The organism is Mesorhizobium sp. CU3 (assembly GCF_006442965.1).
GTDB lineage: Bacteria > Pseudomonadota > Alphaproteobacteria > Rhizobiales > Rhizobiaceae > Mesorhizobium.
Map to the genome: position 1 here is coordinate 94745 of NZ_VFWX01000020.1, position 14641 is coordinate 109385.

Sequence of the window (14641 nt, forward strand, 5' to 3'; positions counted from 1 at the left end):
TTGTTACATCAGTTCCCACCGCTGTCCCAGCTAGTGCTTCCTTGAAAGCTGCTTCGTCGCAGCCTCGAGCCCGGCCAGCGTCAGCGGGAACATGCGGCCGCCGAAGATATCGCCGATCAGCTGGATCGAGTGGGTGTAGCGCCAGTTCTTCTCGGCTTCCGGGTTCAGCCAGATCGCGTTCGGCCATTGCTGCAAGAGCCGCGCCAGCCAGACACTGCCGGCCTCGGGGTTCCAGTGCTCGACAGAGCCGCCCGGATGCATGATCTCGTAAGGGCTCATCGAGGCGTCGCCGACGACGATCACCTTATAGTCCGGTCCGTATTTGTGGATCAGGTCGAAGGTCGGGATGGTTTCGGCGAGCCGGCGGCGATTGTCCTTCCAGACGCGCTCGTAAAGGCAGTTGTGGAAGTAGAAATATTCGAGCTGGCGGAATTCCGCGCGGGCGGCCGAGAACAGCTCCTCGACAGCCCGGATATGGTCGTCCATCGAGCCGCCGACATCGAAGAACATCAGAAGCTTCACCGCGTTGCGGCGCTCGGGCCGCGTCTTGACGTCGAGATAGCCGTGCTCGGCGGTTGCGTGGATGGTGCCGGGCAGGTCGAACTCTTCCTCGGCGCCCTCGCGCACCCAGCGGCGCAAGCGCTTCAGCGCCACCTTGATGTTGCGGGTGCCGAGTTCGACCGAGTCGTCGAAATTTCTGAACTCGCGCTTGTCCCAGACTTTTACCGCGCGGCGATGGCGGCTCTCATGCTGGCCGATGCGCACGCCTTCGGGATTGTAGCCATAGGCGCCGAAGGGCGAGGTGCCACCGGTGCCGATCCATTTCGAGCCGCCCTGGTGGCGACCCTTCTGCTCCTCCAGCCGCTTCTTCAACGTCTCCATAAGCTTGTCGAAGCCGCCCAAAGCCTCGACCAGTTTTTTCTCCTCGTCGGTCAGGTGCTTTTCGGCCAGCCGGCGCAGCCATTCCTCGGGGATGTTGGCGACGTCGACCGCGTCCGGCCCGCCGAGCGCTTCGACGCCCTTGAAGACATGCGCGAACACCTGGTCGAAGCGGTCGATATGGCGCTCGTCCTTCACCAGGGCGGCGCGGGCGAGGTAATAAAAACCTTCGACGTCATAGTCGACCAGCCCGGCCCCCAGGCCTTCCAGCAGCGACAGATATTCCCTGAGCGAAACGGGAACCCGCGCGGCCTTCAGCTCGAGGAAGAAAGGGATGAACATCGGCCTTTATAGCAGATCGTATTCGATGAAGCCGGTGCGGCGCGCCACATGGTCGTAGAGCCGGCGCGCGGTGGCGTTGGTCTCGTGCGTCATCCAGTAGACGTTCTTGACGCCGATCTTGCCGGCCTCGTCCTGCACGGCCTTGATCAGCGCCGCGCCCACGCCCTTGCCGCGCACGTCCGGGTCGGCGAACAGGTCCTGCAGATAGCAGTTGTTGACCAGGGACCAGCAGGAGCGGTGGTAGAGATAGTGGGTGAGGCCGACAGCCTTGCCGTCCAGCGTGGCGATGAAACCCTTGGGCTCGAACTCGCCCGCCGTAAACAGGCGCTTCCAGGTGACGTCATAGACCTCGTTCGACAGCTTGGTCTCGTAGAAGGTGAGGTAGGCAGTCCACAGGTGGCGCCAGTCGGCGTGGTCGGACTGCGCCAGCGGACGAACGGTGATCTCGGACATTTTTTCTCCTCCAATGCTTTGACCAGAAGCTGCGGCATAGGCCGCTTGCCAGCAACGGTCCACGGCCGCGGAAAGCGCTATTGCTGCCGGCCTATTGCTGACGTCTCGCCATGAACGCCAGGCGCTCGAACAGGTGCACGTCCTGCTCATTCTTCAGCAACGCGCCATGCAATTTCGGCAGCATGTTCTTCGGATCGGCGCGCAAATCCTCAGGCGCGATGTCGTCGGCGACCAGAAGGCGGATCCAGTCGAGCGCTTCGGAGGTCGAGGGTTTTTTCTTCAGCCCCGGCACGTCGCGGATCTCGTAGAACTGGGTGAGCGCGGCGCGCACCAGGTTCTGCTTGATGCCGGGATAGTGCACGTCGACGATGCGGTGAAGCGTGTCGATATCGGGGAAGCGGATATAGTGGAAAAAGCAGCGGCGCAGGAAGGCGTCGGGCAGCTCCTTCTCGTTGTTGGAGGTGATGATGACGATCGGCCGCAATTCCGCGCGGATCGTCTCGCCCGTCTCGTAGACGAAGAACTCCATCCGGTCGAGCTCCTGCAGGAGATCGTTGGGGAATTCGATATCGGCCTTGTCGATCTCGTCGATCAGAAGCACGACCTTCTTTTGCGCCGCGAAGGCATCCCACAATTTGCCGCGCTTGATGTAATTGGCGATGTCGTTGAAGCGCTCGTCACCGAGCTGGCTGTCGCGCAGCCGCGAGACGGCGTCATATTCGTAGAGGCCCTGCTGCGCCTTGGTGGTCGATTTGACGTTCCATTCGATGAACTCCAGCCCGAGCGCGGCCGCTACCTGGCGGGCAAGTTCCGTCTTGCCGGTGCCGGGCTCGCCCTTGACCAGCAACGGCCGTTCCAGCGCGATCGCGGCGTTGACCGCAACCATCAGATCCTTGTCGGCGACGTAAGCCGCGGTGCCTTCGAAACGCATTTTTTCTCCTGGCTATTTTGCGGCGACCGTAAGGAGGCGATTTCGGCAGCGCAATAGCAGAGGCGTCGCGGCGTACTCCGCCAGCACCATCATGAGGTGGCAAATAATGACCTGACAGGCGCCCGATCTTCTGGCGCTTGGTTCCCCGTCGGCCTATATTGGCGTTGGCGGTCTGCGCTTCCCGGCAGGAGAAACTTATCCCCGGGGCCTTATCGATCCTTAGGGAGCTGTCCCTGGGAAGACCCGTGGGTTTTCTCACACGGCGCCCACCTACTTTGTAGGCACCCGGGATCGACCTCTCCACCGGTCGTGTGGATCGTCACTCTCCCGATTTTGGAAGACTTACGCTAGAAAACGTCGTTCCTGCAACGCCGTCGAACCCCGGCCTTTTCTAGCGTCCGCACATGACCTCATCCAAAGACCTGAAAAAACAGCTTCGAAAGGAAGCGCTGGCGCGGCGCGACGCGCTGGACGAATTCTGGCGCGTCGAAATCGCACTCGAAATGGCCGAGACGGCTAAGAACGAGATCGACGTCGAGCCTGGCCAGATCGTCTCGGGCTTCTGGCCGATGCGCTCGGAAGTCGATGTGCGGCCGCTGATGTTTTCGCTGCGCGAAAAGGGCGCCAGGCTCTGCTTGCCGGCGATCCTCGACAAGACCACGATCGTCTTTCGCGAACTGGTGCGCGGCGCGCCGATGGTCGAGATGGGGTTCGGCACGGTCGGGCCGCATGCGGAGGCCGAAGTGCTCGACCCGTCCATGATGCTGGTGCCGCTCGCCGCCTTCGATGCGCGCGGCCACCGCATCGGCTACGGCGCCGGCTATTACGACCGGGCGATCGCCAAACTTGCCGACAAGGGCATCACGCCAAGGCTGATCGGCATCGCCTTCGACTGCCAGGAAGTCGAACGCGTGCCGGAAGAAAACCATGACGTCATCATCTCGGAAATACTGACTGAGAGCGGGCTGCGCCGCTTCGATATTGCTTAAAAGTTCACGATCGGCTTAACGCGTTTCAAAGACACGCCGGATAATATTCCCTCACTATAGTCCGAAACGACGGGGGTCGTGGTGTTTGTTCTCGCGCGCTACCTGCTCATGCCGCTCGCGCTGATCGCGGCGGCGCTGTTCTTGATGGCAGCGCATATCATTGGAACATCCCTGCATCATCAAGCGGCCTGGCAGCGGACGATCGCCACCGTGACGGATGTCAGCCCCTACAGCGAAATGCAGGCGAACGGCCTCGCAACGCAGGGCATCAATGTCGCCGTCGCCTATGTCGCCAACGACGCGCCGATGAGCTGGTCCGGCAAGGGCAAGGATATCGGCCTCTACAAGGCGTCCGCCGGCGACAAGATTGAATTCTACTACGATCCCGCCGATCCATCGAAGCTCGATACCGCCGCCATGAAAGGCTGGAGCGGCGGGCTGTTGCTGCTTGCCGTCACGGGCGGGTTCACCGTGTTCTATGTCTGGTTCTTCTGGCTGCGCCGACGCAACGCGCCGCCGGCATCGCCGATGATGCCCTCGGCCGTTCGGGTTGCGGGTGCGGGCGCCAGGCCCGCCGAACAGCAGCGCGGCACATTCGGCAGGCGTTAGAACCAATCTGGCACTGCCGCTTGCCTAGCGTCCACAGCTCTGGATAGAAGTGGTTATGAGACTTCTTTTCCTCGGCGATATGGTCGGCAAGACAGGGCGCATGGCGGTGTGGGAGCAGCTACCTGGGCTGATTTCCGACTTCAAACTCGATTTCGTCGTCGTCAACGGCGAGAACGCCGCCGGCGGCTTCGGCATCACCGAAGAGATCTTTCGCGAGACGCTGGCGGCCGGCGCCGATGTCGTCACCACCGGCAACCATGTCTGGGACCAGCGCGACGCGCTGGTCTTCGCGCCGCGCGAGGAGCGTTTCCTGCGGCCGTCCAATTTCCCCAAGGGCACGCCGGGGCGCGGCTCCGGCGTCTATATCGCCAGGAACGGCGCGCGCGTGCTGGTCGCCAACATCATGGGGCGCGTCTTCATGCATCCCGAGCTCGACGACCCGTTCCAGGCCGGCGAGCGCGAGCTCGCCGCCTGTCCGCTCGGCGAGCAGGCCGATGCGGCGATCGTCGATTTCCATGCCGAGGCGACCTCGGAGAAAATGTGCTTCGCGCATTTCGTCGACGGCCGCGCCAGCCTCGTCGTCGGCACGCACACGCATCAGCCGACCGCCGACCACCAGATCCTCAACGGCGGCACCGGCTATATGTCGGATGCCGGCATGTGCGGCGATTACGATTCCTCGCTCGGCATGGACAAGGAAGAGCCGCTCAACCGTTTCTTGTCGAAAGTTCCCAAAGGCCGGTTCGAGGCGGCCAACGGACCGGCGACGCTCTGCGGCGTCGGCGTCGAGATTTCCGACCGTACCGGGCTTGCGGAAAAAATCGCGCCGTTTCGTCGCGGGCCGCGACTCGAAGAAACGGCGCCATCTTTCTGGGCGTGACATTGATATAGGTGCGCAGAGTACCTAATTGCCGGCAACACTGCTCTAGATCGTAGAGGGGAACGACCTCCATGCAGCTTGTCGAATTTCTGGCGCCGCATTTTCACTTTGTTTCCGATCCGACCGCCTGGGTCGCGCTTTTGACCCTGGTGGTGCTCGAAGTCGTGCTCGGCATCGACAATCTGATCTTCATCTCGATCCTGACCAACAAGCTGCCTGAGGCACAAAGAGCCCGCGCGCGGCGGCTAGGCATTTCGGCGGCGCTGATCATGCGGCTGGTGCTGCTCGCCACCATCTCGATCATCGTGCAACTGACGACGCCGGTGTTCACTGCCTTCGGCCACGGCTTTTCCTGGCGCGACCTGATCTTGATCGCCGGCGGCCTGTTCCTGGTCTGGAAGGCGACCAAAGAGATCCACCACACTGTCGACCCGCAGGACCATCAGGACACGATGGTCGGCGGCACGCTGCAGATGAGCCTAGCAGGCGCGATCTTCCAGATCCTCTTGCTCGACCTCGTCTTCTCGATCGATTCCATCATCACCGCCGTCGGCATGACCGACGAGATCGCCATCATGTATATCGCCGTCATCGTGGCGGTGAGCGTGATGATGCTGGCGGCGACGCCGCTCGCCAATTTCATCGCCAAGAACCCCTCTATCGTCATGCTGGCGCTGGGCTTCCTTCTGATGATCGGCATGACCCTGATCGCCGACGGCATGGGCTACCATGTGCCCAAGGGCTACATCTACGCCGCGATGGGCTTTTCGGCGCTGGTCGAGGGGCTCAACATGCTGGCGCGGCGGCGCAGGAAGCAGGGATCTGGCGGCGAGCATTGAGGCCGGCTGGACGAATTGAGCCGATTTATCTATAAGCCGGCCATTCCGACAAAGAGCGCCCGATTGCCCTCGCAGGCAGGATCGGGGCGTTCTGAAGATTGAATTCGAGCATGCGCGGATGCGAGGCGACGTCACGCCTTGGGCCGGCATGCTCTAGCCGAACACGACAGGGGTGCCATGGCTGGCCATTCGCAGTTCAAGAACATCATGCACCGCAAGGGCCGCCAGGACGCGGTGCGGTCGAAAATGTTTTCCAAGCTGGCGCGCGAAATCACCGTCGCCGCCAAGACCGGCACGCCGGACCCGGCGATGAACCCGCGCCTGCGCCTTGCGGTGCAGAACGCCAAGGCGGTGTCGATGCCGAAGGACAACATCCAGCGCGCCATCAACAAGGCCTCCGCCGGCGACGGCGAAAACTACGAAGCGGTGCGTTACGAAGGCTACGGCCCGGGCGGCGTGGCGCTGATCGTCGAGGCGCTGACCGACAACCGCAACCGCTCGGCCTCCAATGTGCGCGCCGCCTTCACCAAGGCCGGCGGGGCGCTCGGCGAAACCGGCTCAGTCTCCTTCATGTGGAACCGCGTCGGGGAAATCTACTATCCGGCTTCCGCCGGCAGCGCCGACAAGGTCATGGAAGCGGCGATCGAGGCCGGCGCCGACGACGTCGAGTCCGACGAGGAAGGCCACACCATCTATTGCAGCTTCGAAAATCTCGGCGAGGTGTCGAAGTCGCTGGAAGCCTCGCTCGGCGAGGCGGAATCGGTGAAGCCGATCTGGCAGCCGCAGAACAACGTCCCCGTCGACGAAGAACGCGCGCAGTCGCTGATGAAGCTGGTCGCTACGCTCGAAGACGATGACGACGTGCAGAGCGTCTACGCCAATTTCGAGGTCGACGACGAGACCATGGCCAAGCTCAGCGCGGCCTGAGCGGCCACGCTACCCGAGATGAGCGAGCAGCCACTTCCCGTCATCCGCATCACCTACTGCACGCAGTGCCAGTGGCTGCTGCGCGCCGGCTGGATGGCGCAGGAGCTGCTTTCGACGTTCGGCACCGACCTCGGCGAAGTGACGCTGGTGCCGGGCACCGGCGGCATCTTCACGATCTCCTGCAACGAGGTGCTTGTCTGGGACCGCAAGCGCGATGGCGGCTTCCCGGAAGCGGCGAAGCTCAAGCAACTGGTCCGCGACGTCATCGATCCGGAGCGGGATCTGGGTCACTCCGACCGCAAGGGACACAAAACGAAAGACCCGGCTTGAAGTCGGATCGTTCGTTTTAAGCCAGACGCCTTTCAAATCAGCGCCATGATGAAGCAGGCCATCGCCGCGATGGCGGTGATGGTGCGGACATGGTTCCACATCACCCATTGGTTCAGATGGTTCGCCCATACGGCGGCGCCGTTGGCGCTGTTTGGATCGACGGCGGCCAGCGCGTCGTTCAGCGGCACGTTGAAGACCATGGTCACGATCGGGTTGCCGATGACATAGATCACGGCGCCGGCAAGCAGCCAGTACGTGCCTGATTGGCTCCAGCCCAACAGTGCGGCTGCAATCAACGCCAGGCAGATGAGGCCGGTGCCGAACAAAGCCGTCATGAAGGTCGGCGTGATCACCGTGATGTTGATCGAATTCATCGCGGCGATGCCGCTTGGGACGGGCAGCCGGGCAAGTGCTGCCATGACAAAATTGGAGAAGGCGAAGAAGACGCCGCCGACGATGCCGGAACCGATCGCGGCAATGACGGTGAGGGTGGGAAGAAGTTTCATCATGTCGGCGCTCCACCTTTGCAAAGGGCTAAATCCGAATTGCTTAAATGCGACTAATCCTCACATTTGCAAATGTGATAAAACCTCGTATTTTGCGAGTCAAGTCGGTCTCCGGAAAAATTGCCGTGGAGGGAGTCATGGACGAAAAAGTCGCCGCGAGAGCCGATCAGGTCGCCGCGCCGCGCCGGTCGCCGAGCCAGCAGCGCAGCCGCGAACGGGTCGAGCGCATGCTCTCCGCCGCCTCGGCCTTGATTGCCGAACAGGGCAGTGATGCCATGCGCATGGGCGAGGTGGCCGAACGGGCAGAGGTGTCGATCGGCTCCCTCTACCAGTTCTTCCCGGACAAGCGGGCGATCGTCTGGGCGCTGGCCGAGCGCTACACCGCCGAAAGCCAGGCCTGCATTGCGGCGGCGCTGAAGGACGTCGGTGACGCGGAGGGGCTTAGGCAGGCTTTCTCGGAACTGGTCGACATTTATTACAATCTGTTCCTGGCCGAACCGGTGATGCGCGACATCTGGTCGGGCACGCAGGCCGACAAAGCGCTGCGCGAGCTTGAGCTCGCCGACAGCCGCGCCAATGCCGAGTTTCTGGTCGCGGTGCTGAAGCGGCTGCGGCCGAATGCCGATCCGGTCGGGTTGGAAACGACGGCCTTCCTGGTCTGGCAGATGGGCGAGGCCGCCATGCGGCTGGCGATTTCCGTCGAGCGCGAGGAGGGCGACAGGCTGGTCGCGGCGTACAAGCGTATGGCGTTGCGGGAACTGGTGGGTGAGTAGGCGGCCCGGGTCCGCATCCCGCTAGCCAACGCCGGCGCTGCCCCTAATCCGCCCTTCGGGCACAAAGGAAGAAACTGCCCAACAAAAAACCCGCCACGAAGGCGGGTTCTTCAAATCTGCCGATGTATCCGGCTTAGAGGCCGAAGCCCTCGAAACGCTTCTTGAACTTCGACAGGCGGCCGCCGCGGTCAAGCAGGGTCTGCTGGCCGCCGGTCCAGGCCGGGTGCGTGGTCGGGTCGATGTCGAGGTTCATCGTGTCGCCTTCCTTGCCCCAGGTCGAACGGGTCAGGTATTCGGTGCCATCGGTCATGACGACCTTGATGGTGTGGTAGTCGGGATGGATATCGGCCTTCATTGTCGTGTTCCTGGCTTGCCGGCGCCTGGTGACGGGCCAATGGCCTGCGTCGATGCGCCCCTTTTTAAAACTCGAAGCCGCAGCTATGGAAAGCCACGGCTTCTAAAACGGTCGGCGAGCCTATACATCAGCCGGAATTGAATCACAAGGCCGCGGCAAAAGCATATTATGGCGCTTTGCCGGCAAGCGGCCAGAGGAAACGCTCATGGCGGATATCGGTGGCAGTCCAGAGGCGCGCCGGCGCTCGATCCGGCCGCTGCGCAGCCTTTTCCCCTATGTCACCCGCTACCGCAAGCTGGCGATCGGCGCCATCATCTCGCTGATCGTCGCGGCGGTGACGACGCTGGCGCTGCCAATGGCCGTGCGGCGCATGATCGATCACGGTTTCCAGGCGTCGGGCTCGATCTTCATCGCCGAGTATTTTGCCGCGCTCGTGGCCATGGCGGCATTGCTCGCGGCCGCGTCGGCCAGCCGCTATTATTTCGTCATCACGCTGGGCGAGCGGGTGGTCGCCGATATCCGCCGCGACGTCTTTGCCCATGTCACGACCCTGTCGCCGGCGTTCTTCGACAAGGCGCATTCGGGCGAGATCGTGTCGCGGCTTGCCGCCGACACCACGCAGGTGAAGTCGGCAGTCGGCGCCACCGCTTCGGTCGCGCTACGCAATCTCATACTAGGCCTCGGCGCGGTGGCGATGATGATCTTCACCAGCCCGAAGCTTTCCGGCCTGGTCATCGCCGCCATTCCGGTGATCGTGCTGCCGCTGGTCGCCTTCGGCCGCTCCGTGCGGCGCAAGTCCCGGCAGGCGCAGGACACGCTTGCCGAAGCCACCGCCTATGCCAGCGAGCAGATCGGCGCGGTGCGCACGCTGCAGGCCTTCACTAACGAGAGGCTCGTCACGGGCCATTTCACCGCGGCGGTCGACGCCGCCTTCGAGGCGGCGCGGGCGTCCGTCTTCGCGCGCTCCTTCCTCACCTTCTTCGCCATCTTCATGATCTTCTCCTCGGTGGTGGCGGTGTTGTGGTTCGGCTCGCGCGACGTGCTTGCCGGCACGCTGTCGGCCGGCACGCTCAGCCAGTTCCTGCTCTATTCGGTGTTCGCCGCCGGCGCGCTCGGCGCGCTGTCGGAGGTGTGGAGCGAGCTGTCGCAGGCGGCGGGTGCCGCCGAGCGGCTGACCGAGATCCTGGCCGAGCAGCCGACCATCCAGGCGCCGGTCGATCCGCAGCCGCTGCCGGCCACCGCCAAGGGTGCCATCAGCTTTGACGACGTCTCCTTCTCCTATCCGGCGCGACCGGACCGCGCCGCCGTGCACGGCCTCTCCTTCCAGGTGAAGCCCGGCGAGACGGTGGCGATCGTCGGGCCCTCGGGCGCCGGCAAGAGCACCGTCTTTTCGCTCATCCTGCGCTTCTACGATCCGGAGACCGGACGCATCGTCATCGACGGCGTCGATCTGCGCGAAGCCGATCCGGCGGCGATCCGCGCGCGCATCGCCATCGTGCCGCAGGACGTCACCATCTTCGCGGCGAGCGCTGCCGACAATATCGGCTTCGGCCGTCCCGGCGCCAGCGAGGTCGAGATCGAGGCAGCCGCCAAGGCAGCGCTCGCCGACGAGTTCATCCTGAAGCTCGACAAGGGCTATGACAGCCAGGTCGGCGAGCGCGGCGTGACGCTCTCCGGCGGCCAGCGCCAGCGCATCGCGATCGCCCGCGCCATCCTGCGCGACGCGCCGGTCCTGCTGCTCGACGAGGCGACCTCGGCGCTCGACGCCGAAAGCGAGACGCTGGTGCAGACGGCGCTCGAGCGGCTGATGCGCGGCCGCACCACCATCGTGATCGCGCATCGGCTGGCGACGGTGCTCAAGGCCGACCGGATCCTGGTCATGGATGGCGGTCGCATCGTCGAGGAAGGCACACATCAGAGCCTGGTCGCCAAAGGCGGCACCTATGCGCGGCTCGCCAAGCTGCAATTCGAGACCGGCGCCAGCGCCTTCCGCGGCGCGGCGGAGTAATGTCACCCTTCCGTCAGCTCGCCCCGTATCGCCTTTTTAGATGCTCGGTGAAATAGGCGGCGTTGAGCTTTTCGCCGGTGGCGCGTTCGAGCAGGTCCGGCGTCGACCAGCGCGAGCCCTGCGACCAGATCCTTTGGAGCCGCCAGTCGTTGATGGCGCTGAAATCGCCCTTGGCGAGATCCGCGTCCGCTGACGCATGCTCCCTGGTCAAGGCCGCCCATTGCTGCGCCGCCATCATGGCGCCCAGCGTGTAGGACGGGAAATAGCCGAAAGCCGCACCCGGCCAGTGCACGTCCTGCATCGGCCCGTCGGCCGGGTTGTCGATGGTCGAGAGCCCCAGATAGTCGCGCATCTTGGCGTCCCAGGCCTCGGGCAGGTCGGCGGCTTCCAACCGGCCGGCGACAAGCTCCTGCTCGAGCTCGTAGCGCAGGATGACATGCAGCGGGTAGGTGACCTCGTCGGCGTCGACGCGGATCAGGCCGCGTTGCACGTAATGGACATGCGGCAGGATATCGTCGAGCGACCAGGCCTCGCCGAGATGTTTTTCGACCACCGGCAGCGCCCAGCGCCAGAAGGCGGGATTGCGGCCGACCTGTTTTTCGACGAACAGGCTCTGGCTTTCGTGAACGGCCATGCCGCGCGCCTTGCCGAGCGGCCAGTGCGACCAGGCCTTCGGCAGGTTCTGCTCGTAGAGCGCGTGGCCGGTCTCGTGCAGCACGCCCATCAGCGCCGACAAGAAGTCGGAGGTCTTGTAGCGGGTGGTGATGCGCACGTCGGTCGGCACCCCGCCGCAGAAGGGATGGTGCGAGACCGACAGCGAGCCATGCGTCAGGTCGAAGCCGACCGCGGCCATCATGGCAAGGCCAAGCTCGCGTTGCCTGTCGATGGCATAGCTGCCCGACAGCGGCTTCAGCGGGTGCCTGGCCAGCCTGGCGTCCTGCACGGCCAGCGCGCGCGGCAGGAAATCCTTGAGGAAGGCCTTCAACTCGGCAAACACCGGCGTGATGTCGGCGGCGCGATTGCCGGGATCATATTGCTCCATCAAGGCGTCGTAAGGGTCGAGGCGAAGCGCTTCGGCGCGAAGTGCCGCTTCCTCGCGTACAAGTGCCACGACGCCTTCCAGCGCCGGCAGGAAGCCCGCCCAGTCGTTCCTGGCGCGCAAGCTGCGCCAAAGCTGTTCGGAGCGCATGCGCGCCACCGTCTGGCGCTCGACGAAATCGGCCGGCAGGCAGGTGAGGTTGGTGTATTGGCGGCGCAGCTCCCGAACCGCCGCCTGCTGCTCCTCGCTCAAAGGCTCGGCTTCCGCCGCGGAGAGCCAATCGCCGATTTCGGGACCGGTCGCCTGGCGGTGCAGCATGCCGGCCAGCGCCGACATCGCTTCGGCGCGCTTCTCGCCACCGCCGACCGCCATATGTGTCGCTTCGTCGGCGCCTAGGATGGCCAGCGCATGCTCCAGCGCTTCCAGCTTGCGGCCGAGTTCGTCGAGTTTCTGGAAGGACATGAGTTTACCGAGCCTGCGATTTGGGTGGCGCGAAAAGATACCATGCGGCCGGGCTTGGCAACCCCGATCGGCCGAGCCTGTCTTGAGCGGTCTTGCTTATAGGGGGCGCTGCGTGATCAATGCCGGAACCGAGCAAACGGAGGGGACCATGATCGGCAACATACTCACTGGGCTGGTGGCGTTGATCCACTGCTATATCGTCTATCTTGAGATGGTGCTGTGGGACACGCCGCGCGGCCACAAGGCGTTCGGGTTGAAGCCCGAATTCGCCACCGCTTCGAAGGTGCTCGCCGCCAACCAGGGGCTCTATAACGGCTTTCTCGCCGCCGGCCTGATCTGGGGGCTCTATCTCGGCGCCGCCGGGTTCCCGATCAAGATGTTCTTCCTCCTCTGCGTTGCCATAGCCGGCCTCTACGGCGCGGCGACCGTCAGCCGCAAGATCCTGTTCATCCAGACGGTGCCGGCGGTGCTCGCCATCGTCGCGCTCTGGCTGGGCTGGTGACAAAAAAGACGCCCAGGGCGCAGAAGTCCCGTGGGCGCCAGTCGGTCCCTTCCTCGAAGATCGAGGCAACTCCGGAAAACTTCCGTCCGGAGTTGCCCCAAGACAAAGCGGTCAGCCGTTCGGATAGTTTCCGCCGTCGGCGCCGTCGCCCATCATGAAGCCGCTGCCGGTGTCGTTCATCAGCCGCTGGTCGACATTGTCGAGACGGCGCAGCAGGTCATGATATTGCGCCGACGGAATTCGGCCATGATCCGAAGCGGCGACCTTCTCGGCGGCCTGGCTGATTTGCGTGGTGCTGGCGTGCAACTGCTGCGCTTCCGCGGCCGAAATGGTGTTGGCTTCGCGGGCGTCCGTGATGCCTTGATTGACGCCCTGGACCTGCTCGATCAGGCCGGTCACGCGCGGTCCGGTGAAATCGGTTGGAGCGCTGGCGTCGAGCACGCCCTTGTGGTGCCCGGCGGCATAGGCGCCGGCGAGCGGAGCGGCGATCAGAACCGCAGCGAGCGTTGCAGTCTTGAGTGATGTTGAAGCGCGCATGGCGGCGCATCCTCCTGCTGGGAAGGAAGCGGTCGCGCCGCTTGACCTTCCGACCTTTCTGGGCCGTCCGGTTCCGTCGCGTCGCGATGGGAGGCACCGCCGGCGGTCCCCGGCCCTGTGGTGCAAACTAGGATGGTGATTTCGTGATGTGTAATTAAAAAAAGATAATCTTTTCAGGCCTTGCCGCCGGCACTTGCCGCTCTAAGTATTCAGCCGACAAACAACTTCCCGTGACTTTGCGTGATGATGGATCACCGTTCGGTGAGCTTCAGTTCAATGCGACGGTTCTTGCTGCGCGCCTCATCGGTGTCGGCCGGATCCAGCGGCTGGAACTCGCCGAAGCCGGCGGCGACAAGGCGGTTGGCCGGCACGCCGTTCTCGATCAGGAACTTCACCACGGAGGTCGAGCGCGCGGTCGACAATTCCCAATTGTCGCGGTAGCGGCCGGTGCCGGAGAGCGGCTTGTTGTCGGTGTGGCCGTCGACGCGTAGCACCCAATTGATCTCCGGCGGGATTTCCTTCTGCAATTCGATGATGGCGTCGGCGAGTTTCTTCATCTCGACCTTGCCGGCGTCGTTGATCTCCTCGGAGCCGGTCGGGAACAGCACTTCCGACTGGAAGACGAAGCGATCGCCGACGATGCGGATATTCTCGCGGTCGGCAAGGATCTCGCGCAGGCGGCCGAAGAAGTCGGAGCGGTAGCGGTTGAGCTCCTGCACGCGCTGCGCCAGCGCCACGTTGAGCCGCCGTCCGAGATCGGCGATCTTGGTGTTGGAGTCGCGGTCGCGCTGCTCTGAGACGTTGAGCGCGTCCTCAAGCGCGCCGATCTGCTTGCGCAACGCGGCGATCTGCTGGTTGAGGATCTCGACCTGGCTCAGCGCTTGCTGGCTGATCTGGCGCTGGTTGCTGAGCTCGCCCGACAATTCGTTGGCGCGCTGGTTGGCTGCGTCGCCGGCGCCGGCGCCTTGCGCCAGCAACTGCTCGAGCCGGCTCTTCTCGGCTTCCGCGGCCGACAGCGAAGCCTGCAGATTGGCGAGCGAATCCTCCTTGTCCTGGCTGTTCGAGCGCTCGAGCGCCAGCAACTGCGTCAGCTCGTTGATCTGCGAGTTGAGGCGGTTCAGCACCGTGTCCTTGCCGGAGATCTCGCGGCTGAGCAGGAACTGCGCCAGCACGAAGACGGTGAGCAGGAACATGATCGCCAGAAGCAGCGTCGACAGCGCGTCGACGAAGCCCGGCCAATAGTCGATGCGCCGATCGGCGCGCCGCCGTGCCAGCGCCAC

17 protein-coding genes and 1 other RNA gene are annotated in these 14641 nt (G+C 63.9%); 10 read left to right on the forward strand and 8 right to left on the reverse strand.

Going from position 1 to position 14641, the window contains the following annotated elements; all coding sequences use genetic code 11:
* Positions 1-30: 30 nt before the first annotated feature.
* The 3 genes from FJ988_RS25810 to FJ988_RS25820 form a co-directional block, all read right to left on the reverse strand.
* Entirely contained in the window at positions 31-1221 is a 1191-nt protein-coding gene (locus FJ988_RS25810; RefSeq protein ID WP_140821275.1) for a VWA domain-containing protein, read from the reverse strand.
* Positions 1222-1227: 6 nt separating this feature from the next.
* Entirely contained in the window at positions 1228-1674 is a 447-nt protein-coding gene (locus tag FJ988_RS25815; protein WP_140821277.1) for a GNAT family N-acetyltransferase, read from the reverse strand.
* 91 nt (positions 1675-1765) lie between these two features.
* Positions 1766-2605, reverse strand: coding sequence for a MoxR family ATPase (locus FJ988_RS25820; protein WP_140821280.1), 840 nt, complete (start codon positions 2603-2605; stop codon positions 1766-1768).
* Positions 2606-2771: 166 nt separating this feature from the next.
* Between FJ988_RS25820 and ssrS the strand changes: the two genes are divergently transcribed.
* The 7 genes from ssrS to FJ988_RS25855 all read left to right on the forward strand — a co-directional run bounded on the left by ssrS (position 2772) and on the right by FJ988_RS25855 (position 7179).
* Positions 2772-2927: non-coding RNA, 6S RNA (gene ssrS, locus FJ988_RS25825), on the forward strand.
* Between the two features lie 82 nt (positions 2928-3009).
* Positions 3010-3594 carry a 5-formyltetrahydrofolate cyclo-ligase gene (locus tag FJ988_RS25830; RefSeq protein WP_140821282.1) on the forward strand — a complete coding sequence of 195 codons (585 nt, stop codon included), beginning with the start codon at positions 3010-3012 and terminating at the stop codon, positions 3592-3594.
* A 78-nt stretch (positions 3595-3672) separates the two neighbouring features.
* Positions 3673-4203 (forward strand): DUF3592 domain-containing protein, encoded by a 531-nt coding sequence (locus tag FJ988_RS25835; protein ID WP_140824992.1) that lies wholly within the window; start codon positions 3673-3675, stop codon positions 4201-4203.
* A gap of 55 nt (positions 4204-4258) precedes the next feature.
* Complete coding sequence (locus tag FJ988_RS25840) at positions 4259-5083, forward strand: YmdB family metallophosphoesterase (protein WP_140821286.1); 825 nt, start codon at positions 4259-4261, stop codon at positions 5081-5083.
* Positions 5084-5154: 71 nt separating this feature from the next.
* The gene (locus FJ988_RS25845) at positions 5155-5922 is read left to right on the forward strand and encodes a TerC family protein (protein WP_140821289.1); all 768 of its coding nucleotides are present in this window, start codon (positions 5155-5157) and stop codon (positions 5920-5922) included.
* Between the two features lie 177 nt (positions 5923-6099).
* Positions 6100-6849 (forward strand): YebC/PmpR family DNA-binding transcriptional regulator, encoded by a 750-nt coding sequence (locus FJ988_RS25850; RefSeq protein WP_140821291.1) that lies wholly within the window; start codon positions 6100-6102, stop codon positions 6847-6849.
* Positions 6850-6867: 18 nt separating this feature from the next.
* A complete protein-coding gene (locus tag FJ988_RS25855; protein WP_140821293.1) occupies positions 6868-7179 on the forward strand; it encodes a SelT/SelW/SelH family protein in 312 nt (103 codons plus the stop codon).
* Between the two features lie 32 nt (positions 7180-7211).
* Here the strand turns inward: FJ988_RS25855 and FJ988_RS25860 are convergent, their stop codons facing one another.
* Positions 7212-7688, reverse strand: coding sequence for a DUF1772 domain-containing protein (locus FJ988_RS25860; RefSeq protein ID WP_140821295.1), 477 nt, complete (start codon positions 7686-7688; stop codon positions 7212-7214).
* A 134-nt stretch (positions 7689-7822) separates the two neighbouring features.
* On the opposite strand from FJ988_RS25860, the gene FJ988_RS25865 reads away from it, so the two are divergent.
* The gene (locus FJ988_RS25865; protein WP_140821297.1) at positions 7823-8458 is read left to right on the forward strand and encodes a TetR/AcrR family transcriptional regulator; all 636 of its coding nucleotides are present in this window, start codon (positions 7823-7825) and stop codon (positions 8456-8458) included.
* Positions 8459-8591: 133 nt separating this feature from the next.
* On the opposite strand, the gene rpmE is transcribed toward FJ988_RS25865, so the two are convergent.
* Positions 8592-8813 (reverse strand): 50S ribosomal protein L31, encoded by a 222-nt coding sequence (gene rpmE / locus FJ988_RS25870; RefSeq protein ID WP_040974396.1) that lies wholly within the window; start codon positions 8811-8813, stop codon positions 8592-8594.
* A 205-nt stretch (positions 8814-9018) separates the two neighbouring features.
* Here rpmE and FJ988_RS25875 point away from each other — a divergent pair, with 205 nt between their 5' ends.
* Positions 9019-10821, forward strand: coding sequence for an ABC transporter transmembrane domain-containing protein (locus tag FJ988_RS25875; protein WP_140821299.1), 1803 nt, complete (start codon positions 9019-9021; stop codon positions 10819-10821).
* A 13-nt stretch (positions 10822-10834) separates the two neighbouring features.
* On the opposite strand, the gene FJ988_RS25880 is transcribed toward FJ988_RS25875, so the two are convergent.
* Positions 10835-12322: a carboxypeptidase M32 gene (locus FJ988_RS25880; protein ID WP_140821301.1), complete on the reverse strand. Its 1488-nt coding sequence runs from the start codon at positions 12320-12322 to the stop codon at positions 10835-10837.
* 148 nt (positions 12323-12470) lie between these two features.
* On the opposite strand from FJ988_RS25880, the gene FJ988_RS25885 reads away from it, so the two are divergent.
* Positions 12471-12824 (forward strand): DUF1304 domain-containing protein, encoded by a 354-nt coding sequence (locus FJ988_RS25885; protein WP_140821303.1) that lies wholly within the window; start codon positions 12471-12473, stop codon positions 12822-12824.
* Positions 12825-12935: 111 nt separating this feature from the next.
* Here FJ988_RS25885 and FJ988_RS25890 read toward each other — a convergent pair whose 3' ends face one another.
* Together FJ988_RS25890 and FJ988_RS25895 are read right to left on the reverse strand one after the other, a co-directional pair.
* The gene (locus FJ988_RS25890) at positions 12936-13361 is read right to left on the reverse strand and encodes a hypothetical protein (protein WP_140821305.1); all 426 of its coding nucleotides are present in this window, start codon (positions 13359-13361) and stop codon (positions 12936-12938) included.
* Positions 13362-13612: 251 nt separating this feature from the next.
* Positions 13613-14641 (reverse strand): peptidoglycan -binding protein, encoded by a 1029-nt coding sequence (locus tag FJ988_RS25895; protein ID WP_140821307.1) that lies wholly within the window; start codon positions 14639-14641, stop codon positions 13613-13615.

Excerpts from the sequence above, each read along its gene's own strand:
- FJ988_RS25880 (WP_140821301.1), bottom strand. The coding sequence starts at position 12,322 with ATGTCCTTCCAGAAACTCGACGAACTCGGCCGCAAGCTGGAAGCGCTG.
- FJ988_RS25840 (WP_140821286.1), top strand. The coding sequence starts at position 4,259 with ATGAGACTTCTTTTCCTCGGCGATATGGTCGGCAAGACAGGGCGCATG.
- FJ988_RS25850 (WP_140821291.1), top strand. The coding sequence starts at position 6,100 with ATGGCTGGCCATTCGCAGTTCAAGAACATCATGCACCGCAAGGGCCGC.
- FJ988_RS25865 (WP_140821297.1), top strand. The coding sequence starts at position 7,823 with ATGGACGAAAAAGTCGCCGCGAGAGCCGATCAGGTCGCCGCGCCGCGC.
- FJ988_RS25890 (WP_140821305.1), bottom strand. The coding sequence starts at position 13,361 with ATGCGCGCTTCAACATCACTCAAGACTGCAACGCTCGCTGCGGTTCTG.
- FJ988_RS25845 (WP_140821289.1), top strand. The coding sequence starts at position 5,155 with ATGCAGCTTGTCGAATTTCTGGCGCCGCATTTTCACTTTGTTTCCGAT.
- FJ988_RS25885 (WP_140821303.1), top strand. The coding sequence starts at position 12,471 with ATGATCGGCAACATACTCACTGGGCTGGTGGCGTTGATCCACTGCTAT.
- FJ988_RS25830 (WP_140821282.1), top strand. The coding sequence starts at position 3,010 with ATGACCTCATCCAAAGACCTGAAAAAACAGCTTCGAAAGGAAGCGCTG.
- rpmE (WP_040974396.1), bottom strand. The coding sequence starts at position 8,813 with ATGAAGGCCGATATCCATCCCGACTACCACACCATCAAGGTCGTCATG.
- FJ988_RS25875 (WP_140821299.1), top strand. The coding sequence starts at position 9,019 with ATGGCGGATATCGGTGGCAGTCCAGAGGCGCGCCGGCGCTCGATCCGG.
- FJ988_RS25810 (WP_140821275.1), bottom strand. The coding sequence starts at position 1,221 with ATGTTCATCCCTTTCTTCCTCGAGCTGAAGGCCGCGCGGGTTCCCGTT.
- FJ988_RS25820 (WP_140821280.1), bottom strand. The coding sequence starts at position 2,605 with ATGCGTTTCGAAGGCACCGCGGCTTACGTCGCCGACAAGGATCTGATG.
- FJ988_RS25855 (WP_140821293.1), top strand. The coding sequence starts at position 6,868 with ATGAGCGAGCAGCCACTTCCCGTCATCCGCATCACCTACTGCACGCAG.
- FJ988_RS25860 (WP_140821295.1), bottom strand. The coding sequence starts at position 7,688 with ATGATGAAACTTCTTCCCACCCTCACCGTCATTGCCGCGATCGGTTCC.
- FJ988_RS25815 (WP_140821277.1), bottom strand. The coding sequence starts at position 1,674 with ATGTCCGAGATCACCGTTCGTCCGCTGGCGCAGTCCGACCACGCCGAC.